Consider the following 17,547-nt stretch of genomic DNA (forward strand, 5'->3'; position numbering starts at 1 on the left):
AATTTTTGCGTTAATCTTCTCTGTGGTTTGATTGCTTACTGTCACCAGCCGAAAAAACCCTCCTTGAAGATGGAATGGGCTTTACCCCCCGCTGCTTAACCCGAACTGGGGTTTTCTAGCGGGTTCGAGCGGCTCAGAAACTTTCATAGAAATCTTTGGTGGCGGGGATAAACTGGGGGGAAGGCTCGCGATGTCCGAGCGCCAGGGGAAAGTGGGGAACACTACACGCTCGCTAAATATCTAGCCATAGCGCGAACGCTCGGATACTCCCAGGAGAGACTCGGTTCTAGTTCGTAGCCCAACCAATCTGCCAGATCTGCGGTCATACTAACGGCGGCGGTAGAATCTAGCGCGTAACTATCGAAGGACGCTTCGAGATCAATATCGTCTTCTGCCACTTCCAGAAAATCGATTAGATAGGCGATGAGCCATTCTTGGATTTCCCGCTCGGTTTTTCCCGTTGCGGGGAGCGTAGATAGATTCGGTTGTTCAAGCATGGTTTTAAACCTCCTGTACCGTGGATTTTTTCGCCTCGATCGCCTCCGAGGACGGGGCTTTCACCCCCCAGATCACACCGCCGCTCTCTAGAGCCCGGATCACCCAATACCCGAAGTCCCATTGCCACCACTCCAGACCGAATTTAGCCGAGTTTGGGAAAGCGTGATGATTGTTATGCCATCCTTCTCCTAGGGTCAGAACTCCGACCAGCATCTGGTTAGTGCTTTTTTCCCTTGTCTGAAAGGGACGACTCCCGTAGACATGGGTGATGGAATTGATCGCGTAACCCCCGTTCATCGATAGGAAGAGTCGGGTGATCCCTCCCCACCAGAATCCTGACAGCAATCCCCACCAAGTACCGGTCACGATCCCGCCGATCAATGCGGGGATCACCCATCCCAAGATCAACCAAGTCATATAGCGGTGATTGAGTTTCACGATTGCGGGATCTTTCAATAGGTCTTTCGCAAATACGGAAGCGTTGGTGATCTCCTTGTCGAAGAGCCAGCCGAGATGGGCGTGCCAGAGACCAGGTAGGGTCTTCAAAGCCCGCTCTCCTTGAAAGTGCGGCGAATGGGGATCACCCGGTTGATCGCTGTACTGGTGATGTCGTCGGTGATTGGCGACCCAGTAGATTGGCGGCCCCTGACCAGCCATGGCGCCGAGAACGGTAAGGCTCGCCGCTACGGCGGGATGGGCTTCAAAAGCCTTGTGGGCTAGATAGCGGTGATAGCCGACGGTAATTCCAGTCATGGTCAGAATATACATTCCTACCAGCAGACCGATATCGAGAGCGCTCACCTCCCCGCGCCAGACTAGAAAGAGAGAGCCCAGACATCCCCCGACAGCGAGGAGATTGAATAGCAGTACTCTAGTGCGCTGAATTGAGACTAAACGGGGGTTATTCAGGGTGATTCTCGGCGATTTCCCCGAGAGCGGCGGGGGATTTTCTGGCAGTTTTTCGACGGCTTCTGTCATATTCCGCTCCTGTTTACATTCAAGTTTTCTAATAGCAAATCTGCTGTTTACACTGTTATTAGACCTCTAATCCCGCCAGGGATTCGGGAGAAGGGCTCGAAGTTTCTTTCTCCTGTCCGATCTCCTCTAGGGTTCCCGAGAGAAACTGTTTCCGGCAGGCGTGACGTTGGATTTTACCGCTCGAAGTTTTGGGAATACTTCCAGTTTTAATCAACACCACTTTATGTACCTGTAAATCATGATGCCTGGCGACCGCCTCCCGTATCTGCCGGATCACCGCTTGGCGATCAAGACCCCGGAGATAACTACGCTCCACTTCCTGAACCACCACTAGCCGTTCCCGATCGTCTTCCCCGGTCACGGCGAAGGCGGCCCCCAATCCTGGCCGCAGGGCGGGATGACTTTGTTCGACGGTGAGTTCGATATCTTGGGGATAGTAATTGCGACCCATGAGGATAATGACATCCTTGATCCGTCCCGTGACGAATAGTTCGTTATCCTCAAGAAAACCTAGGTCGCCGGTCCGGAGGAAAGGCCCCTCGCCAGTGTCCGCTAAGTAGGCTTGAAAGGTTTGTTCCGTTTGGGAAGGACGCTGCCAGTAGCCCTGAGCCACCGATCCCCCACCTACCCAGATCTCGCCCACCCGCCCCGATGGACAACGGGTTAGGGTGGTTGGATCGACGATGGCGATCTCTGTCTCTAGCCAGGCTTGTCCGCAACCCACCAAATCTAGCCCCTCGCTGGGGTTCGGAACGATCCGACCTTCCTGTAGGTCTTCTGGTCGCACCCGCACATAGACTGGAGGAGCGGGGAGCCGACCGCCGGATACCATGAGCGTGGACTCGGCGAGACCATAACAGGGATAGAAGAAATGCGGGCGGAATCCACTGACTGCAAATTTAGCGGTAAACCGTTCTAGGGTGGTGCGTCGTACTGGCTCGGAACCGTTATAAGCACTGAGCCAACTGCTCAGATCCAGTGATTCCGCCTCCGGTGTGGAGAGCTTGCGGGTACAGAGATCGTAGGCCGAGTTCGCGCCGCCGGAATGGGTGGCTCGATAGCGATCAATCGCCCGTAACCAGCGCATCGGTCGCATGAGAAAGTGCACCGGGGGAATAATCACCGCAGGAAATCCCGTGTAGACCGGTTGCAGGACTCCATCGATCAGGCCCATATCGTGAAAACTGGGTAACCAAGTCACCGAGACACTTTCTGGGGTCAGTTCAAAGGATCGCCGGATCGACTCCGAGTTGTGTACGATGTTGCCGTGACTCACCATGACCCCCTTGGGCGTTCCCGTCGAACCAGAAGTATACTGGAGAAAGGCTAGATCCTGACTGGCGATGGCGACCTCTCCCCAGTCCTCGGCTCCCCGTTCGTCGAGGATCTCGGTGGCTAGACAACTCACTTCACTCAAGGCTGGAGTCTGCGCTAACCACTGTTTGATCGTCGGTTGTAGGGATGCCGTAGTCAGGATGACGGTAGCCTGCGCGTCGGAGGTAATCGAGAGGAGTCGGTTCATCGAGCGATTAGCCCGGGGAGGATAGGCGGGAACCGCAATCACTCCAGCGTACAGGCATCCGAAAAAGGCGGCGATAAATTCTAGTCCCGCAGGGTAAAGCAGCAGGGCCCGTTCGCCACGGACGGTTCTTTTCTGAAGTTCACCAGCGATCACCCGCGCCTGTCGATCTAAACTCTCATAGGTCAGATGGCTCGACTCGGTTTCTCCATCGGCCAGAAAAGTATACACTCGCTCTCGGGGTCGTTTTTCCGCTCGTTCGCGGAGAATATGTATGATAGTTAAAGAATCATGAATCATCATCGCTTCTTTTGTGGGATGTTTAAAACCTCGACCGAAACTAACTTTTGCATACGATGCACAGTTAGCATTCATACCTTGATTCGGCAACGCCTGATTATTTTGTCCGCGACTTTACAGGCATCATCTCATATTGTCAATAAGCATTTATGCTTAATAATAAACGAAATGTGCAACTCAGAACTACAGAATCAGAGTTCTAGACGTTAATCTGATTGTGCTGATTTCTGAAAGCCTTGTACTCTCGGTTCGGGAATCACTATAGGTAGTGTTTCAATGACTGATCAAACCTACCCGTAGTGGTATTAGTTCAACTTATGCCACTACAGGCAGTGGATAGCTTAATCCAAAAACACTATATGTGGAAAATGAGCGCACCGTCAGTTGTAAATCAAGATTAAAAAATTAGTTGCACATGGAGTTAATGAGGTAAATAAAGAAGTTAAAAAAGAGAACCATTCGGATAGGCACAGCGATGACGGAGGACTTGCGGTACATTGCCAGAATTCCAACTTGCACCAGTAATTTTAAGACAAAAACCAATTTGTTTCACTTGAGATTCAACAGAGCCAGAACCAGATGCTCCCATCCTACAGGAACTAATGAGAGGGATCATCTCACCCAAGAAATAAGTATTTATACTTATAATTTGCTGAATAAGTTCCCAGAGCGAATCCAGAAGCCACACAGTTGGTAAAATTGTAGTTTAGTCGCTTAGTTTCTGAATTTTATCTGGCGATCAAAGAGCGGAAGTGCAAGGGTTTTGAGTCCCTCGGCTCGATTTCTCAACCTTTGTTTCTGACACTTTTCTGGAAAAAAAGCCCAAAACCCTTTTCCAGCAGGGTTTCCACTGATATTCAGCCAGCCCTACCTACATCCAATTATCAGTTATGGGTAGTTGTGGTTTTCTCTCTACCATTCCCACCCTAGCTTTACGCCCTACCCTATCAGGGATTTAGGCTATTCTTGGACTAGAAACAAATCGCACCCGCAAACGCGAGATGCTTACACGCGGTTGTTCATACATTTGTATTAATTGAAAACCGATAATTTCTCGGCAGTGGATATTTCTGTAATATTGCTCAAGGGGTGACAGAACAGTTAAAAAGCTTGCTTTATAAGGCTCATAGCCGTTAACCCTTTGGAGAAATAAGGGTTTTTCTGGGGTTTGAGGCGGATCAAAGAAAAGGCAAGTTCCGAGAAAGTATCCATCGACTCAACCCAAAAAGTACCATAAGTACCTATCCAAAAATCACTATGTCTTTCAGCAGAACGACTAGATTCTTTGAGGCGACAAATATAAACACGGTGGGGTAAAATATTGAGTTCTTGACCCCGTATCGTATTTAAAGAATAGGCGATAGCAATCAATAAAACAAGAGCTAAAAAGCGAGGTTCACTAACTTTAGTCTTCTCGATATTATAACCTCCCGTTTTACAATCTTTGAACATAGCTTCAATGCCAAAACGAGATTCATATAACTTTAAAGTCTTCTCTAAAGAGTCAAGATTAGTAAGAAGATACCAGGGAGCTTCGGCTTGTTTACTACGATAGCGTCTCTGACCGCGAGTTGCCAAATTAAAAGGTCCAAGTTTATGAGAATATGTATAATAAATTCCTGAGAAAAACTGCTCAGTCCCTGGTGGAATATCCAGAGCTTTTAGAGGTTGATATTTGTCTTCACCTGATAACAGCAAAGATGTTCCCTTCTTTTGCCTCATAATAAAGGCTATACCCTTTTCGTCTAGCCACTTTCCTAGTTGAACACTCTGAAATTCTCGATCACCGATCACGACGACTGGATAACATTTTAAGATTTTTAACACAGGCTTCAGAAATTTTTTTTGTTCCCCCAGATTACTACTTCCTTTTTTATCTAGCAATATCCAGTACACAGGTAAGGCTCTTTTTCCACAAATAACACTGGCTACAAATAAATTTCTTCCTTTCCAATCCGTTCTGTCGATTACCAATAACAGATGTCCTAGATGCCTAAGTTTTTTCAGTTTTCTTCTTTGATGTCGATTTTTATTTTTTCGGCTAAACTCTTGCTTAATAATGTGTTTAATTAGCGGAAACCATAACAATTTCACCCTTAATTGCGGTAACTTAAGAAACCTCTGTAAATTTATTCTTCTGCTTTCAAAGGTAATTGGTTGAGGAAATAGGGCAGCTAATCTCTCTAATTGTACCGTTCTGTGACGAGAGTAAGAGCAGTATGAGGATTTGCAGGGTAAGATATTGTGCTTCGCTCAGATTAGCTTGTAAACAAGCCTGATAGAATGATGGTAACATTTTAAATTTTTGAGTGGTTGCCATAACCACTCTATTTCTTTGGGGGACATTTGGCTAGAGTCTTTATCCTGCCTACCTTTAAACCTCTTTGTCACCCCTTGAGGTAATATTGAGATGTACTCCTAAAAATTAGTTATTGACTCGAATTTTGCTGATTTTCTGTTTTTTTTCGGTCTGGTGTGAGAGAATCTAGAAAAACTTAACAATAATCAGCAATAAGCGAGAGATATACTACAAACAAACATTAGTAAGTTTTAATTAAGAGAACTATGAGCTTTCGATTTGGCAAAATCTTGATAGCAGGGGTATTAGCGGTACTTTTGCTAGTAACCTCCTGTGCTAAAGCTCCCTCACAATTTGACCAAGCGCAACAAGAAAGTACCGCTCGCGGGGCGGCGGCAGTGGTGAAAGAATCCACCTCTGGCGGCAGTTTTAATCGGTTTTTCCCGCCTTCTGGGGGAGGATACGAGCGCGTCTATACCCAGGAAAAAAAAGGCTTTGCCGAGGCAAAACTGAAGCAAAATGGCAAAGTTGTGGCTATGTTAGCCATATCTGACATTAGCAATAATCCCGCGGCGGCCAATAAATTCCAAGACAGTCAAACCACGATTAAAGGTTTTCCCTCTGTGAAACAGGGTGCAACCGCCACCGCCGTTTTAGTCAATAATCGCTATCAAGTCAAGGTTTTATCGCGGGATGCGGATTTTACCGCCAGCGATCGCCAAGCTTGGTTAGCTAAGTTCGATTTAGATGGTCTAGCAAAATTAAAGTAAGGAGACATCCGTGAGTAAGCCAATTTTTGAACTGGTGGACGAATTACCGACTAATAATCTCACCGTCAAAGTTCTCAAAACCCTTGATTATGTGGTGCCGGGAGAGTGGGATAACCTAGTCGGGTTTAAAAATACGATTATCAAAGTCACTGGTGAAACCGACGAAAGCATGATCCAACAGATTGGCGATCGAGCCGTTTGGTTGTTTAATGATAAATCCCAGGGCTATCAACGGGCGCTTTGGCTCTACCAAACCATCGACAGCGCCGATAATGCCCTAGCCGCCGCCTCTCTTGCTAATGCCGTCGGTGGTAAAATTCCCCTCATGGGCGGTTTAATCGAAAGATTAACCCCTGCTCCCGAAAAAGCGCAAACCATCGATCTAACCCTGAAATTAGTGACCGAATTAGTCGCTTTTTGTCAAATTAATGGCATTCCGGGGGATAGTATCGGGGATTTCGTCGCTTCCCTAGGAGATTATAGCGGCGAATCCTTGATGCGGATGGCGGCGTTAGTTTGTTTGGATGGTTTAATCCCTCTGGGGGGCAGTTTTATCCGCAAAGTGGAATCGAGCCTGAGCATTCTCAGGCCGGAAGAATTAGAATCTAACTCCACTTTCGGCAGTATTAAAGAATTGATTCCGGGGGGAAATACTGCCAGAAAATTAGACTTTATCGGTCAAAGTTTCGACTCCACTAAAGGTTGGATGAGTGGTTTTGTCAGCGATCGCAGTTTGAGCCAGCAGGGATTATTGAGCAAAATCCAGGGATTTATCGACTTTTCTGCCGATAAATTGGTATATGTCGGGGCATTCCTCGATATGACGACTAATTACTATGAACATACTGGCATTCAAACCCTGGCTCGTCGTTTAATCGAAAGAGCCGTGGCGGAAATTTAACTGGAAGACTCTGAAACAACCGAAGAAAAAGCCCTAGAGAAACGGGAGGAGTTAACTGAAGCTGCTGAGACTCTATCTCATCAGAGACACTCCTCTTTTCCCCTCAGTGTAATTTTGCCTTACCTAGGGATTGGTTTTGGTGCTGGAATTATTATAGGTTCTTACTTCGGCTATCAAAAAGCGGTGAGTGAAATGCCCGCACAACCCGGAGCGATCGAACAAGTCCGATAAATTTTCCTGTCCCTAACCTGATATGATCGGGATTGCCAGGCTTACGATTAAGACCAATGCAAAATTTTCCTATCTCCAAATCTCCATGATTTAGGGCTTTTTTCCTTGGGAATTTGTCGTTAAGGACAGCAGCACCAGCTTATTTTTTATCTTTAGCCCCGCCTATATAACCGCTCATGTCTATTGAAGAAGCCTTGAAACTCCTAAAAGAATATGGATGTATTAAACTAAAAATTGCCCAATCTTCTGAAGAAGAAGAAGCTCTAAGACAGGCAATTTTATTAGTTAACCAAGGTTCGGAATCAATTAATTTAGGTATCTGTGCCGATAACAATGAAGAGGGATTTAAAGCCCTAAAAAGTTATCTACAAGCCCTAGGATACCCCCTACCTAATACTCTCCCAGAAGACCAGCCAGAACTGGGAGCGGTGTATATTAAATATAATACCCAAAGACAAGCTTCCTATCTCGATTCCTATACGGGAACCTATCGCGGTGTCCTGGTTTCTTGTCAATCAGAAAATGATCAATTAGTCGGTACTTATGGTCACTTTCCCCTCGATTTATTCTCTGAAGAGGCATAGTTTTGGGGTTATTGAAGCGATTAACAATCATCGGCACCCCCTTATCAAGGGGGGATTAAGGGGGGATCGGCACCCCCCTTATCAAGGGGGGATTAAGGGGGGATATATTGAAACCACTTACTTAACCAGCAAAAAGCTCCCCACTCCTGTCCACTGAATTCTTAACTTTTTACCTGAAAAAAATATGTATTTGTTAATTCCAGCAGCGGGAATGGGTAAACGGATGGGCAGCGATCGCAATAAGTTACTGCTCACCCTGCACGGAAAACCTCTCCTGACTTGGACTTTGCTGGCTGCCATGGAATCCAGGGCAATTATCTGGATTGGGATTATGGCACAACCGGAAGACTTTGAGGATATCCGAGAAATTATCACCGCCATAAATGCCCTTAAACCCGTGCAAATCATCCAAGGAGGCGAAACCAGACAAAAATCGGTTTACAATGGCTTACAAGCCCTACCAGAGGGGGCTGAGACGGTTTTAATTCACGATGGGGCGCGATGTTTAGCCACTCCCGAATTATTCGATCGCTGTGCCGCCGCTTTAGCCACTTGTCAGGGTTTCATTGCGGCGATTCCGGTGAAAGATACGATTAAAATTGTCGATAGCAAGGGCTGGATTGAGGATACACCTGATCGCTCGCGGTTGTGGGCAGCCCAAACGCCCCAGGGTTTTCAGGTAAAATTATTAAAAGAATGTCATGAACAGGGCCGAAAATTAGCTTGGGAAGTCACCGACGATGCCGCCTTATTAGAAAAATGTGGTTTTCCTGTCAAAATTGTCGTCGGTGAAGAAACTAACTTAAAAATTACTACCCGCGGAGATCTGGCAATTGCCGAATATATTTTAAGTCAACGTTTATAATTTTTCATCTACTTTAACGCCGTCCCGTTTAATAATACGAGCGGGAATACCCACCACTACACAATTAGGGGGAACATCTTTGACTACCACTGAATTTGCGCCCACGGTGACATTATCACCGATGGTAATGTTTCCTAAGACTTTAGCGCCGGCGGTAATCCTGACATTATTGCCAATTTTGGGGCGACCGCTTTTATCTTTATAGCCAATTGTTACCTGTTGATTAATCCAACAGTTATCGCCCAAATCCGCCATAACAATCGTACTAAAACCGTGTTGAATAAATAATCCTTTGCCAATCGAACAGGAAGAATCTAGAAATAAGTAGGAACTTTCTCGATAGAAAAACCTAAGAATATACATAAAAAAACGGCTGAATGAACCACCTTGAAAAAGACGACAATAATATAAATTTCTAAATTCTTTTGCCTCTAGACACAGAGCTAAGAATTGTAACCAATCTGCTCTTTTTTCCCAGCCTAATAACTCTACCCAACGCCGCACATCACCTAAGATAAGTTCTCGATTATTAGCTACCTGAAAAGCAATGATTAAAGGTGAGAGCCAAAGAATACCCACATAGAAAAATAATTTTCGGAAGAAACTTTTCATCGTTGGTCTAAAATAAGTGACAATAGACTTGCTTTTTGTTGCTCTTGATTATAGTAGTATTGTAGCGAATAGTTCAACCGTCCCCCGTTTATTGGACTCCAACGATGTCAACTACCTTGCAGTTCTTGCCCGAAGTATCCGTGATCGTGCCAATTTATAACGGAGAGAAAGATCTACCCCCTCTCATTGATTGTTTAGCCAAACAGACCTATCCCCGTCAATTAGTTGAATATATTTTAGTTGATAATAATAGTGGCGATCGCACGGGAGAATTATTAGGAAAGGCAGCACAAGAACACAGGGGACTGAACCTGATCATTTTAAGCGAAAATCATATACAAAGCTCCTACGCTGCTCGTAACAAAGGGATCAAAAGCGCTCGTTATCCTTTTCTGGCCTTCACCGATGCCGATTGTCGTCCCGCAGCGCAATGGTTGACAGAACTGGTTCAACCCTTTAAAGATAGTAGTATCGGTCTGGTAGCGGGTGAAATTGCCGCCTTAACTGGTTCCACTTGGTTGGAAAAGTATGCGGAACGTCGTCACTTTATGTCACCAAAATTTCTTTTAGAACATTCTTTTTGTCCCTACGGTCAAACTGCTAACCTCGCTATTCGTCGAGAAGCTTTTCAAAAAGTTGGTTTATTTCGTCCTTATTTAACTACCGGTGGTGATGCCGATATCTGTTGGCGTATTCAACAACAAACCGACTGGCAATTAACCTACGCACCGGAGGCAATTATTTACCATCGTCATCGTTCCACCTTAGAAGACTTAAGAAGTCAATTAAAACGTTATGGGCGATCAAATCGCTATCTTCATGAATTGTATGGTGTGGAATTGATGCGACCTTTAACCAATCAAGAGTTATTTTTTACTCTCGGTCGTTGGTTATTAAAAGAGCTACCAAAAAATACTCTCAAGTTATTGTTTGGTAAAGCTGATATAGTAGATTTATTGGCTACTCCCCTCGATTTAATTGGGTTTCAGTCCCGCAGCCAAGGACAAACCACGGCTAAATTACCCGAAAAAGCTAAAGAAATCGAATGGCTTTAATTCAGTTATCAGTTATCAGTTATCAGATATGAGTTTTCAGTTCACTGATTAAGGTTTCCTCTATGGTTTCTCCCTGAGTGAAACATCCTGGAATATCCTTAATTTCTGATACATATCCCCCCTCATCATCAGGACAAATTGTTATTGGATATTTTAAGCACAAATAAAACTCTAATGATTCAAGCTTAGTTTTATTAATTGTACTCATATTTTTAGCTCTTTAAAGTTAGCAAATAGTATCAATATATTTTCAATCAATACTCAGAGAATATCAATAAGAGAATCAGCTTTAAACCTTGTCGGTCAACTATCCATTCCCCTCTTCGGGCGCTCCAGGCTTCAAAGTGGGCGACAAAATGAGGTAAGGTAAAAAAGCTGTGCCTATAACCGAGACTATGAGCGTTGAATGGCAATCCGTCAAAACCTACGAGGATATTCTTTACCATAAATGGGGGGGAATCGCCAAAATTACCATCAATCGCCCCCATAAGCGTAATGCCTTCCGTCCGAAGACAGTTTTTGAGCTTTACGACGCTTTCTGTGATGCTCGCGAGGATGCCCGCATTGGGGTAGTATTGCTCACGGGTGCGGGTCCCCACAGCGACGGCAAATATGCTTTTTGTTCTGGCGGCGATCAGACGGTGCGCGGTCAGGCGGGTTATATTGGCGATGATGGCGTACCCCGGCTCAATGTGCTGGATTTACAGAAATTAATTCGCTCCATCCCCAAGGTAGTTATCGCGCTGGTGGCAGGTTATGCGGTCGGGGGCGGTCATGTTTTACACTTGGTTTGTGATTTAACCTTAGCGGCGGATAACGCCGTTTTTGGTCAGACCGGTCCGAAAGTGGGCAGTTTTGACGGCGGTTTTGGCTCTAGTTATCTGGCCCGGGTAGTCGGTCAGAAAAAAGCTCGCGAGATTTGGTTTCTCTGTCGGCAGTATAACGCCCAACAAGCGTTAGAAATGGGTTTGGTTAACCATGTCGTCCCGGTAGAGGAATTAGAGCAGGAAGGGGTTAAATGGTCCTTAGAAATTCTCGAAAAAAGTCCCTTGGCGATTCGCTGCCTAAAATCGGCTTTTAATGCTGATTGTGATGGTCAAGCGGGTTTACAGGAGTTAGCGGGTAATGCCACTTTACTCTACTATATGACCGCCGAAGGAGCCGAAGGTAAACAGGCTTTCCTCGAAAAGCGTCCCCCCGATTTTAGTCAATATCCTTGGCTGCCCTAATCAGTGAGCAGTGAACAGTGAACAGTAATCAGTGAAAAGAAAGCAGAAAACCGCCGTGTAATACTGCTCACTTAATACTCCCTACTCCTACTGATCACTGATCACCGATCACTGATAAGCTATGCTAGTTTAGAGAGAGTAGTTAGGTTCGGTAGCAGCATTGGTTTCAAACAGAAGTGGTTTTTCCCTGATGGCCTTGACTGGGTTGTGTCCGATCTCCTTCTCGAAATGGCTGTGATATTGGGAGACAATCCATGACGATTTACGTTGGTAATCTGGTTTATGATGTCACGACAGATGACTTGAAAGAGGTATTCGCTGAATACGGCACAGTTAGTCGCGTTTACTTGCCCGTAGATCGGGAAACGGGTAAAATGCGCGGTTTTGGTTTTGTGGAAATGTCCTCCGATGAGGAAGAAGCAAAAGCGATCGAAACTCTTGACGGGGCCGAATGGATGGGACGACAGATGAAAGTCAACAAAGCTCGTCCCAAGGAAGACAATTTCGGTGGTGGTGGCGGCGGTGAGCGCAAAAACTTCGGGCGCCGCGAACGTTAAACAGATTCTTGGAAAATTCCAGAAGCGGTTATTTCTGATAACCGCTTTCTTATCGATAATTAATAAATCTGCGTCTCTTTTCTAACATCCTAATACCCATTTTAAATGGGTAACAGCTATGAATGATCAATCCATTGCTCTGACCTCGTCCTCGATCGAGGATGAACCACTCCACCGCACATCGGAGCTGCCGATCTGGTTCGATAATTTCGCCAATCTGGCACAGGCCTACGAGGGGAGGCTCAACGAATCCGACCCCGTAATAGAGCCTAACGATCTTCGTCTGCATCTATTAACCACATTGCTCGGCACACCTCCGTCAGAGGCCTATTATCTCGTGCAGGGTTTAGCCCGGTGTCGGGAGGTAGAGGGCGATGTGTGCGAGTTCGGTGTGGCGCAGGGAGAAACCTCCGCGCTGATCGCCAATGAAATCGCTGGAACGGACAAGACCTTACATCTATTCGATTCCTTTGAAGGGTTGCCCGCCCCCTCGGAAAAAGATCGCTTGCTCCACGATATTTTCGATTTGGGGAATATGGAAGCCTATAGGGGAAAAATGCGATGCCGTGAGGGAATGGTTCTAGAGCGATTACGGAAGATTTCTTTTCCCGAACATCGCTATGTAATTCACAAAGGATTTTTCGATCGAATCCTCGAGGGAGCGGAAAATTTACCCGCGAGGGTTTCTTTCGCCTATGTGGATTTCGATCTGTACGAACCGATCAAACAGGTATTAGAGTTCCTCCACCCGCTCACCTCCCCTGGGGCGGTTATCATCGTCGATGATTACGGTTTCTTTTCTTCGGGCGTGAAGACGGCCGTAGATGAATTTATTCAAGATAAAAATGATCGGGAAAAGGTCTACGAGTACATGATCCCGGATACTCGATACGGACATTTCATCGTTTTGACGAAAAAAGGCTAACAGACGCAAAGATATCCGTTCGTCTGTACCCGTAAATTGCCTGTGAATATCCGATGTGTCGGGGGTAAATACAGAACCAAATCCTATTTAGGGTTGGCTGAATATCAGTTTAAGGCTTGCTATAAAATGGTTTTGGGACTTTTGCGGCTAAAAAAGTCCCAGAAACAAACGTTGAGAAATGGCAATGGGGACTCAAAACCCTTGCACTTTCGCTCTTCGATTGGGAAGGGTTCCACTTGCAGACGTGCGAGGTCATTCTGTTATTCTGACTTCCCCTCCCGACGACCGGCTACTGACGACCGACTCCTGACCCCAGCCTAGGAATTTTTCAGCATACCCTAGGTAGTTGGGGAATCTGTCACAACCAATCGATATTCCGACGCAACAAACGCACAAGCTCCCCGTCATCCCCTTAAACCGCCGTTTTCCGTGACTCAAGGATGGGGTGGAGAATTGTCCAGGCCAGGACGATAATTAAAGCCAAGATACCAAAACGAGCCATAGAACTAACTAACTGGTGCAAGGGGAACAAACGGCCTAAAAAGAAAGATAATGTCACCATAATCGTCGCCCACACCGTCGCTCCACCCAGATTACAGAGGAAAAAACGACCGTAGGGCATTCGGGCAATTCCCGCCATGGGACCTGCAAAGATTCTTAACAGGGCCACGAAGCGACCGAAAAAGACCGCCCGGGGTGCATTTTTACTAAATTGTTCCTTGGCTAATTCTAGTTTTTGGGGGGGAATCCGAAAGAATTTGCCAACTTTTAACAAAAACGGCCAACCCCCAGCGCGACCGAGCCAATAGCCAAAATTATCGCCTAAAACTGCTCCTGTAATTGCGCTGACTAAAACTAACCAATAGTTTAAATCACCACTACCGGCAAGGAAGCCGCCGACAATGGTGATGGTTTCTCCCGGGATGGGAATCCCCATATTTTCGAGGGTGATGCCGATAAATACTGCCCAGTATCCGTATTGGTGGGCGATTTCTTCAATATTTTCTAGGGATAATAGCTCTAGGGACATGGAGCGCTTTCTTAACAAAGGTTTACGAATATTCTAAGATATTTTTACAGGATTTAACCGTGGCTGAACATGACTTTTCCCAGTATTGATTTATTAGCAATTCGTCAGGGTGAGATAAAAGATTTAGCGGGCATGAATTTGGCAGGGGCTGATTTAGCGGGTGCAGACCTAGCAGGGGCGAATTTACGCGCAAATTTACGCGGTGCTGACCTGACTGGGGCAAATTTAAGGGGAGCAGATTTTCGTAATGCCGATTTACGCGGGGCAATTCTCCTCGATGCGATCGTGACCGGGGCAAGTTTGGCCGGGGCTTTTTTAGCCGGGGCGGTTTTTAATCATCTAGATTTGTCCGGGGCGGATTTTCGCGGTGTCGATGGCCGGGGAGTGAGTTTTGTCGGGGCGATTTTAACCCAAGCGGATTTTACTAGCGCTAATCTGTCCGGGGCAGATCTGTCGGCAACCGATTTAGAGGAAGCAATTTTTTTCGGGGCGATTTTACGCGGAACAAATTTTACTGATGCCAATCTTCTTTGTGCTAGTTTAGCCTCGGCAGTAACCACGGGGGCAATTTTCGATCGAGCTTGTTTAGAAGGGACAGGATTAACCTGAATGGCTGATGGATAAGACCTCTTGTAAAAATCAAAAATTGTTGTTAGGGTTGGGAGTCAGTAGCCAGCAGTCAGTAGTCAGGAGAATTAAGAATGAATAATAATCAGTTAAATGGTCTATTTATAGACTTTATGCCATTTAATCCTTATTTTTGCCGTTTTTGAACTCTGAAAAAATTAATTATGCAAGAGGTTTATAAAAGAAGAGGCTCTCCCCGGTTTGGTGGGTAAAATGTATTCTAAGATACAGTCTTGGGGCAGGGAGTGGGGCGAACCACTCCAGACACAAAGGACACAAAGATCGATCGATCATAGAGTAAGTTAAACTTATCACACAGAACCTAGAAGAGCCAAGAAGATGAGTTTCTAATTAGTTGCTGGAACCTGCTCTAGGTTTAAAAATCTTGACCATTTCCCTGTTTATCTGCCTCCATAGCTCCAGCTATTCTGAACCATTTAACCCCTTTTCTACCCTAAGTCTTCTTCTTGTGCAAATTGATCAAGTTTTTGCCATCCTCGACCGGAAAATTTAATTTAATTGTCCGGGTAATCAGTCCGGCTGTTGAAGAATTTTCCCCAACCAATTAAGTAATCAACCTACTTACTTAAGGGAACCTGGGGGAAAAGATTATGCTCAAAAATGATAGGATTGATTGATACCTAGCTGCCGTTAATCGCCATCGATGAGACCTTTACGCCGACTTTACCGCTATTTAAGTTTATTTTGCCTCTGTCTTCTTCTGATCGTGGGCTGTCAGTCCACTAATTCCAATTTACCACCAAGGGATAGCGATCGCCTGATGATCGGGACAACCCTAAAACCACGCTCGATCGATCCTGCCGATAGTTATGAGTTAGCAGGACTTTTTATTATTTATAATCTCGGTGAAACTCTCTACACCTACGCCGAAGGAACCACTAATTTAAAGCCTCTCCTCGCCACGGAATTGCCCCAAATTAGCCCCGATGGTTTGACTTATACTATCCCAGTCCGTCGAGGGGTTATTTTTCATGATGGCACGGTTTTTAACGCGGAGGCGATGAAGTTTTCCCTAGAAAGATTTATCAAAAATGGTGGTGAACCTTCTTTTCTTCTTCGGGATACAATTGATAAAATTACCGCTACAAAAGAAGACGAAATTACTATTAAACTAACCAGACCTTTTGCCGCTTTTCCTGCTCTTTTAGCTTATCCCGGAGCCTGTGCGGTTTCACCCAAATTTTATCAAATTGGCGAGGGTAAATTTAAACCCGAAGAATTTATCGGCACAGGACATTATCAATTAAAAGCGGTTACTAGCGATTCTTTTAGTTTAGAAGCATTTGATCGCTATTGGGGAGAACCAGCCAAAAATAAGGGAGTTAATGTGCAAATTTATCTCTCTAATCCTGCCAATTTATTTAACGGTTTTCAGACGGGTGCGGTGGATATTGCCTATCAATCTTTACTGCCTCCTCAAGTGAGAAAATTACGCACAGAAGCAGCCCAGGGAAAATGGCAAGCGATCGAATCTTCTGGGGCAGCAATTAACTTTATGAGCGTCAATCTCAAAAGTGAACCCACCGATAATATTTTAGTGCGACAAGCAATTGCTTCTCTAGTCGATCGAGATTTACTTAATGATCGCATTTTACAAGGTCAAGGCATCCCTCTTTTTAGTCTGATTCCTACTACTTTTTCCGAGTCACAACCGGTGTTTAAAGAGCGCTATGGCAACCATAATATAGAGCAAGCTAAACAATTACTAAAAACTGCTGGTTATAGTCCAGAAAAACCAGCAATTGTAGAAGTTTGGCACTCCTCGGGATCGATCACTTCCAGCAGCGTGGCGGCAGTGATGAAAGCCCTAGCAAAACGGGATTTAGATAATATGATTCAATTTGAACCCAATAGTATCCTAGGAGCGGCCTTTTTCCGTAATATTAGCCAGGGACTTTATACCACTGCTCTATCTAATTGGTATCCCGATTTTTTGGATGCAGATAACTATATTTATCCCTTTTTAGATTGTGCTAAAGGTTCTCCAGAAACTGGCTGCGAAGAAGGAGGATCGCAAAGTCAAGGCTCATTTTTTTATAGTCAAGAAATGAATCAATTAATCGCTCAATCCCGTCAGGAAAGTAACCCAGCCAAAAGAAAGCAAATCTTTGGCAAAATTCAGGAAATTCTCGCCGATGAAGTTCCCTATATTCCCCTTTGGCAAACCAAAGAATACGCTTTTGCTCGCCATGGCATCACGGGAGTTATCATCAATCCCAGTCAAACTTTTCCCTTCTGGACAATTGCCAAAAAATCCCGATAATGAATTATGAGTCAGCCGTCAGCTTTTGCTCCCCGGCTCGCCCTGCTGCTAGGGGGGTTTTATCTGTTAAAATTTCTTATCGTCGTGAGGTGAAGACAAACTGTTCTGGCCTTGCCTCCTGTCTTACAATAGTTAAATATAGGTTGTGTAGATAAGTAGCTGGTTATAATTAAATTAAAAATGGATTTTAGGTTCGATCCCCCCTGCCCCCCTTGATAAGGGGGGTGCCGATAGGCGGGGGGATCCCCCCTGCCCCCCTTGATAAGTTAATAAGGGGGGTGCC

At 45.4% G+C, this 17,547-nt stretch carries 16 protein-coding genes and 3 pseudogenes; 11 read left to right on the plus strand and 8 right to left on the minus strand.

The annotated features are described in order from the left end of the window. Window positions 1–99 (plus strand): annotated as a pseudogene (locus LW728_RS23165) (IS982 family transposase); the annotation flags it as partial. Between the two features lie 122 nt (window positions 100–221). On the opposite strand, the gene LW728_RS09695 reads toward LW728_RS23165, so the two are convergent. The 5 genes and pseudogenes from LW728_RS09695 to LW728_RS09715 form a co-directional block, all read right to left on the minus strand. Continuing rightward, the gene (locus tag LW728_RS09695; protein WP_002799842.1) at window positions 222–497 is read right to left on the minus strand and encodes an acyl carrier protein; all 276 of its coding nucleotides are present in this window, start codon (window positions 495–497) and stop codon (window positions 222–224) included. A 4-nt stretch (window positions 498–501) separates the two neighbouring features. Next, window positions 502–1,476 carry an acyl-CoA desaturase gene (locus LW728_RS09700; RefSeq protein ID WP_287670892.1) on the minus strand — a complete coding sequence of 325 codons (975 nt, stop codon included), beginning with the start codon at window positions 1,474–1,476 and terminating at the stop codon, window positions 502–504. A gap of 58 nt (window positions 1,477–1,534) precedes the next feature. Continuing rightward, window positions 1,535–3,370, minus strand: coding sequence for a fatty acyl-AMP ligase (locus LW728_RS09705; protein ID WP_287670890.1), 1,836 nt, complete (start codon window positions 3,368–3,370; stop codon window positions 1,535–1,537). A 367-nt stretch (window positions 3,371–3,737) separates the two neighbouring features. Then, window positions 3,738–3,872, minus strand: a pseudogene (locus LW728_RS09710) (ISKra4 family transposase); the annotation flags it as partial. Between the two features lie 524 nt (window positions 3,873–4,396). Continuing rightward, window positions 4,397–5,591 (minus strand): annotated as a pseudogene (locus tag LW728_RS09715) (IS4 family transposase). 269 nt (window positions 5,592–5,860) lie between these two features. Here LW728_RS09715 and LW728_RS09720 point away from each other — a divergent pair. The 4 genes from LW728_RS09720 to ispD all read left to right on the plus strand — a co-directional run bounded on the left by LW728_RS09720 (window position 5,861) and on the right by ispD (window position 8,945). Further along, the gene (locus LW728_RS09720; protein ID WP_002799848.1) at window positions 5,861–6,364 is read left to right on the plus strand and encodes a hypothetical protein; all 504 of its coding nucleotides are present in this window, start codon (window positions 5,861–5,863) and stop codon (window positions 6,362–6,364) included. 10 nt (window positions 6,365–6,374) lie between these two features. Continuing rightward, window positions 6,375–7,265: a hypothetical protein gene (locus LW728_RS09725; RefSeq protein ID WP_287670888.1), complete on the plus strand. Its 891-nt coding sequence runs from the start codon at window positions 6,375–6,377 to the stop codon at window positions 7,263–7,265. Window positions 7,266–7,672: 407 nt separating this feature from the next. Further along, complete coding sequence (locus LW728_RS09730; protein WP_287670887.1) at window positions 7,673–8,080, plus strand: DUF1824 family protein; 408 nt, start codon at window positions 7,673–7,675, stop codon at window positions 8,078–8,080. A 184-nt stretch (window positions 8,081–8,264) separates the two neighbouring features. After that, window positions 8,265–8,945 carry a 2-C-methyl-D-erythritol 4-phosphate cytidylyltransferase gene (gene ispD, locus LW728_RS09735; RefSeq protein WP_287766481.1) on the plus strand — a complete coding sequence of 227 codons (681 nt, stop codon included), beginning with the start codon at window positions 8,265–8,267 and terminating at the stop codon, window positions 8,943–8,945. Here ispD and LW728_RS09740 read toward each other — a convergent pair. Continuing rightward, complete coding sequence (locus tag LW728_RS09740) at window positions 8,940–9,557, minus strand: serine O-acetyltransferase (protein ID WP_002799857.1); 618 nt, start codon at window positions 9,555–9,557, stop codon at window positions 8,940–8,942. The two genes, ispD and LW728_RS09740, sit on opposite strands and share 6 nt — an antisense overlap. A 104-nt stretch (window positions 9,558–9,661) precedes the next feature. Between LW728_RS09740 and LW728_RS09745 the strand changes: the two genes are divergently transcribed. Continuing rightward, the gene (locus tag LW728_RS09745; protein ID WP_287670883.1) at window positions 9,662–10,612 is read left to right on the plus strand and encodes a glycosyltransferase family 2 protein; all 951 of its coding nucleotides are present in this window, start codon (window positions 9,662–9,664) and stop codon (window positions 10,610–10,612) included. A gap of 22 nt (window positions 10,613–10,634) precedes the next feature. On the opposite strand, the gene LW728_RS09750 is transcribed toward LW728_RS09745, so the two are convergent. After that, window positions 10,635–10,820 (minus strand): type II toxin-antitoxin system HicB family antitoxin, encoded by a 186-nt coding sequence (locus LW728_RS09750; protein ID WP_287766484.1) that lies wholly within the window; start codon window positions 10,818–10,820, stop codon window positions 10,635–10,637. 187 nt (window positions 10,821–11,007) lie between these two features. Between LW728_RS09750 and menB the strand changes: the two genes are divergently transcribed. The 3 genes from menB to LW728_RS09765 all read left to right on the plus strand — a co-directional run bounded on the left by menB (window position 11,008) and on the right by LW728_RS09765 (window position 13,323). Continuing rightward, on the plus strand, window positions 11,008–11,841 hold the full coding sequence (gene menB, locus LW728_RS09755; RefSeq protein WP_043997593.1) for a 1,4-dihydroxy-2-naphthoyl-CoA synthase: 834 nt from the start codon (window positions 11,008–11,010) through the stop codon (window positions 11,839–11,841). Window positions 11,842–12,095: 254 nt separating this feature from the next. After that, window positions 12,096–12,398: an RNA-binding regulator gene (gene rbp, locus LW728_RS09760; RefSeq protein WP_002799864.1), complete on the plus strand. Its 303-nt coding sequence runs from the start codon at window positions 12,096–12,098 to the stop codon at window positions 12,396–12,398. Between the two features lie 118 nt (window positions 12,399–12,516). Beyond that, window positions 12,517–13,323: a TylF/MycF/NovP-related O-methyltransferase gene (locus tag LW728_RS09765; protein ID WP_287766486.1), complete on the plus strand. Its 807-nt coding sequence runs from the start codon at window positions 12,517–12,519 to the stop codon at window positions 13,321–13,323. 412 nt (window positions 13,324–13,735) lie between these two features. Here LW728_RS09765 and LW728_RS09770 read toward each other — a convergent pair whose 3' ends face one another. Further along, window positions 13,736–14,353, minus strand: coding sequence for a DedA family protein (locus LW728_RS09770; RefSeq protein ID WP_002799867.1), 618 nt, complete (start codon window positions 14,351–14,353; stop codon window positions 13,736–13,738). 69 nt (window positions 14,354–14,422) lie between these two features. Here LW728_RS09770 and LW728_RS09775 point away from each other — a divergent pair, with 69 nt between their 5' ends. Together LW728_RS09775 and LW728_RS09780 are read left to right on the plus strand one after the other, a co-directional pair. After that, a complete protein-coding gene (locus LW728_RS09775; protein WP_002775354.1) occupies window positions 14,423–14,962 on the plus strand; it encodes a pentapeptide repeat-containing protein in 540 nt (179 codons plus the stop codon). A gap of 682 nt (window positions 14,963–15,644) precedes the next feature. After that, a complete protein-coding gene (locus tag LW728_RS09780) occupies window positions 15,645–17,264 on the plus strand; it encodes an ABC transporter substrate-binding protein (protein ID WP_287766488.1) in 1,620 nt (539 codons plus the stop codon). Window positions 17,265–17,547: the final 283 nt, after the last annotated feature.

The organism is Microcystis sp. 49638_E5, assembly GCF_021300285.1.
GTDB classification, from domain to species: Bacteria; Cyanobacteriota; Cyanobacteriia; order Cyanobacteriales; family Microcystaceae; genus Microcystis; species Microcystis aeruginosa_C.

Bases quoted from the DNA above. Each gene is read 5' to 3' on its own strand.
- LW728_RS09745 (WP_287670883.1), top strand. From the start codon at position 9,662: ATGTCAACTACCTTGCAGTTCTTGCCCGAAGTATCCGTGATCGTGCCA.
- LW728_RS09775 (WP_002775354.1), top strand. From the start codon at position 14,423: ATGACTTTTCCCAGTATTGATTTATTAGCAATTCGTCAGGGTGAGATA.
- LW728_RS09750 (WP_287766484.1), bottom strand. From the start codon at position 10,820: ATGAGTACAATTAATAAAACTAAGCTTGAATCATTAGAGTTTTATTTG.
- LW728_RS09695 (WP_002799842.1), bottom strand. From the start codon at position 497: ATGCTTGAACAACCGAATCTATCTACGCTCCCCGCAACGGGAAAAACC.
- LW728_RS09720 (WP_002799848.1), top strand. From the start codon at position 5,861: ATGAGCTTTCGATTTGGCAAAATCTTGATAGCAGGGGTATTAGCGGTA.
- LW728_RS09770 (WP_002799867.1), bottom strand. From the start codon at position 14,353: ATGTCCCTAGAGCTATTATCCCTAGAAAATATTGAAGAAATCGCCCAC.
- LW728_RS09780 (WP_287766488.1), top strand. From the start codon at position 15,645: ATGAGACCTTTACGCCGACTTTACCGCTATTTAAGTTTATTTTGCCTC.
- LW728_RS09700 (WP_287670892.1), bottom strand. From the start codon at position 1,476: ATGACAGAAGCCGTCGAAAAACTGCCAGAAAATCCCCCGCCGCTCTCG.
- menB (WP_043997593.1), top strand. From the start codon at position 11,008: ATGAGCGTTGAATGGCAATCCGTCAAAACCTACGAGGATATTCTTTAC.
- LW728_RS09765 (WP_287766486.1), top strand. From the start codon at position 12,517: ATGAATGATCAATCCATTGCTCTGACCTCGTCCTCGATCGAGGATGAA.
- LW728_RS09740 (WP_002799857.1), bottom strand. From the start codon at position 9,557: ATGAAAAGTTTCTTCCGAAAATTATTTTTCTATGTGGGTATTCTTTGG.
- rbp (WP_002799864.1), top strand. From the start codon at position 12,096: ATGACGATTTACGTTGGTAATCTGGTTTATGATGTCACGACAGATGAC.
- ispD (WP_287766481.1), top strand. From the start codon at position 8,265: ATGTATTTGTTAATTCCAGCAGCGGGAATGGGTAAACGGATGGGCAGC.
- LW728_RS09705 (WP_287670890.1), bottom strand. From the start codon at position 3,370: ATGAATGCTAACTGTGCATCGTATGCAAAAGTTAGTTTCGGTCGAGGT.
- LW728_RS09730 (WP_287670887.1), top strand. From the start codon at position 7,673: ATGTCTATTGAAGAAGCCTTGAAACTCCTAAAAGAATATGGATGTATT.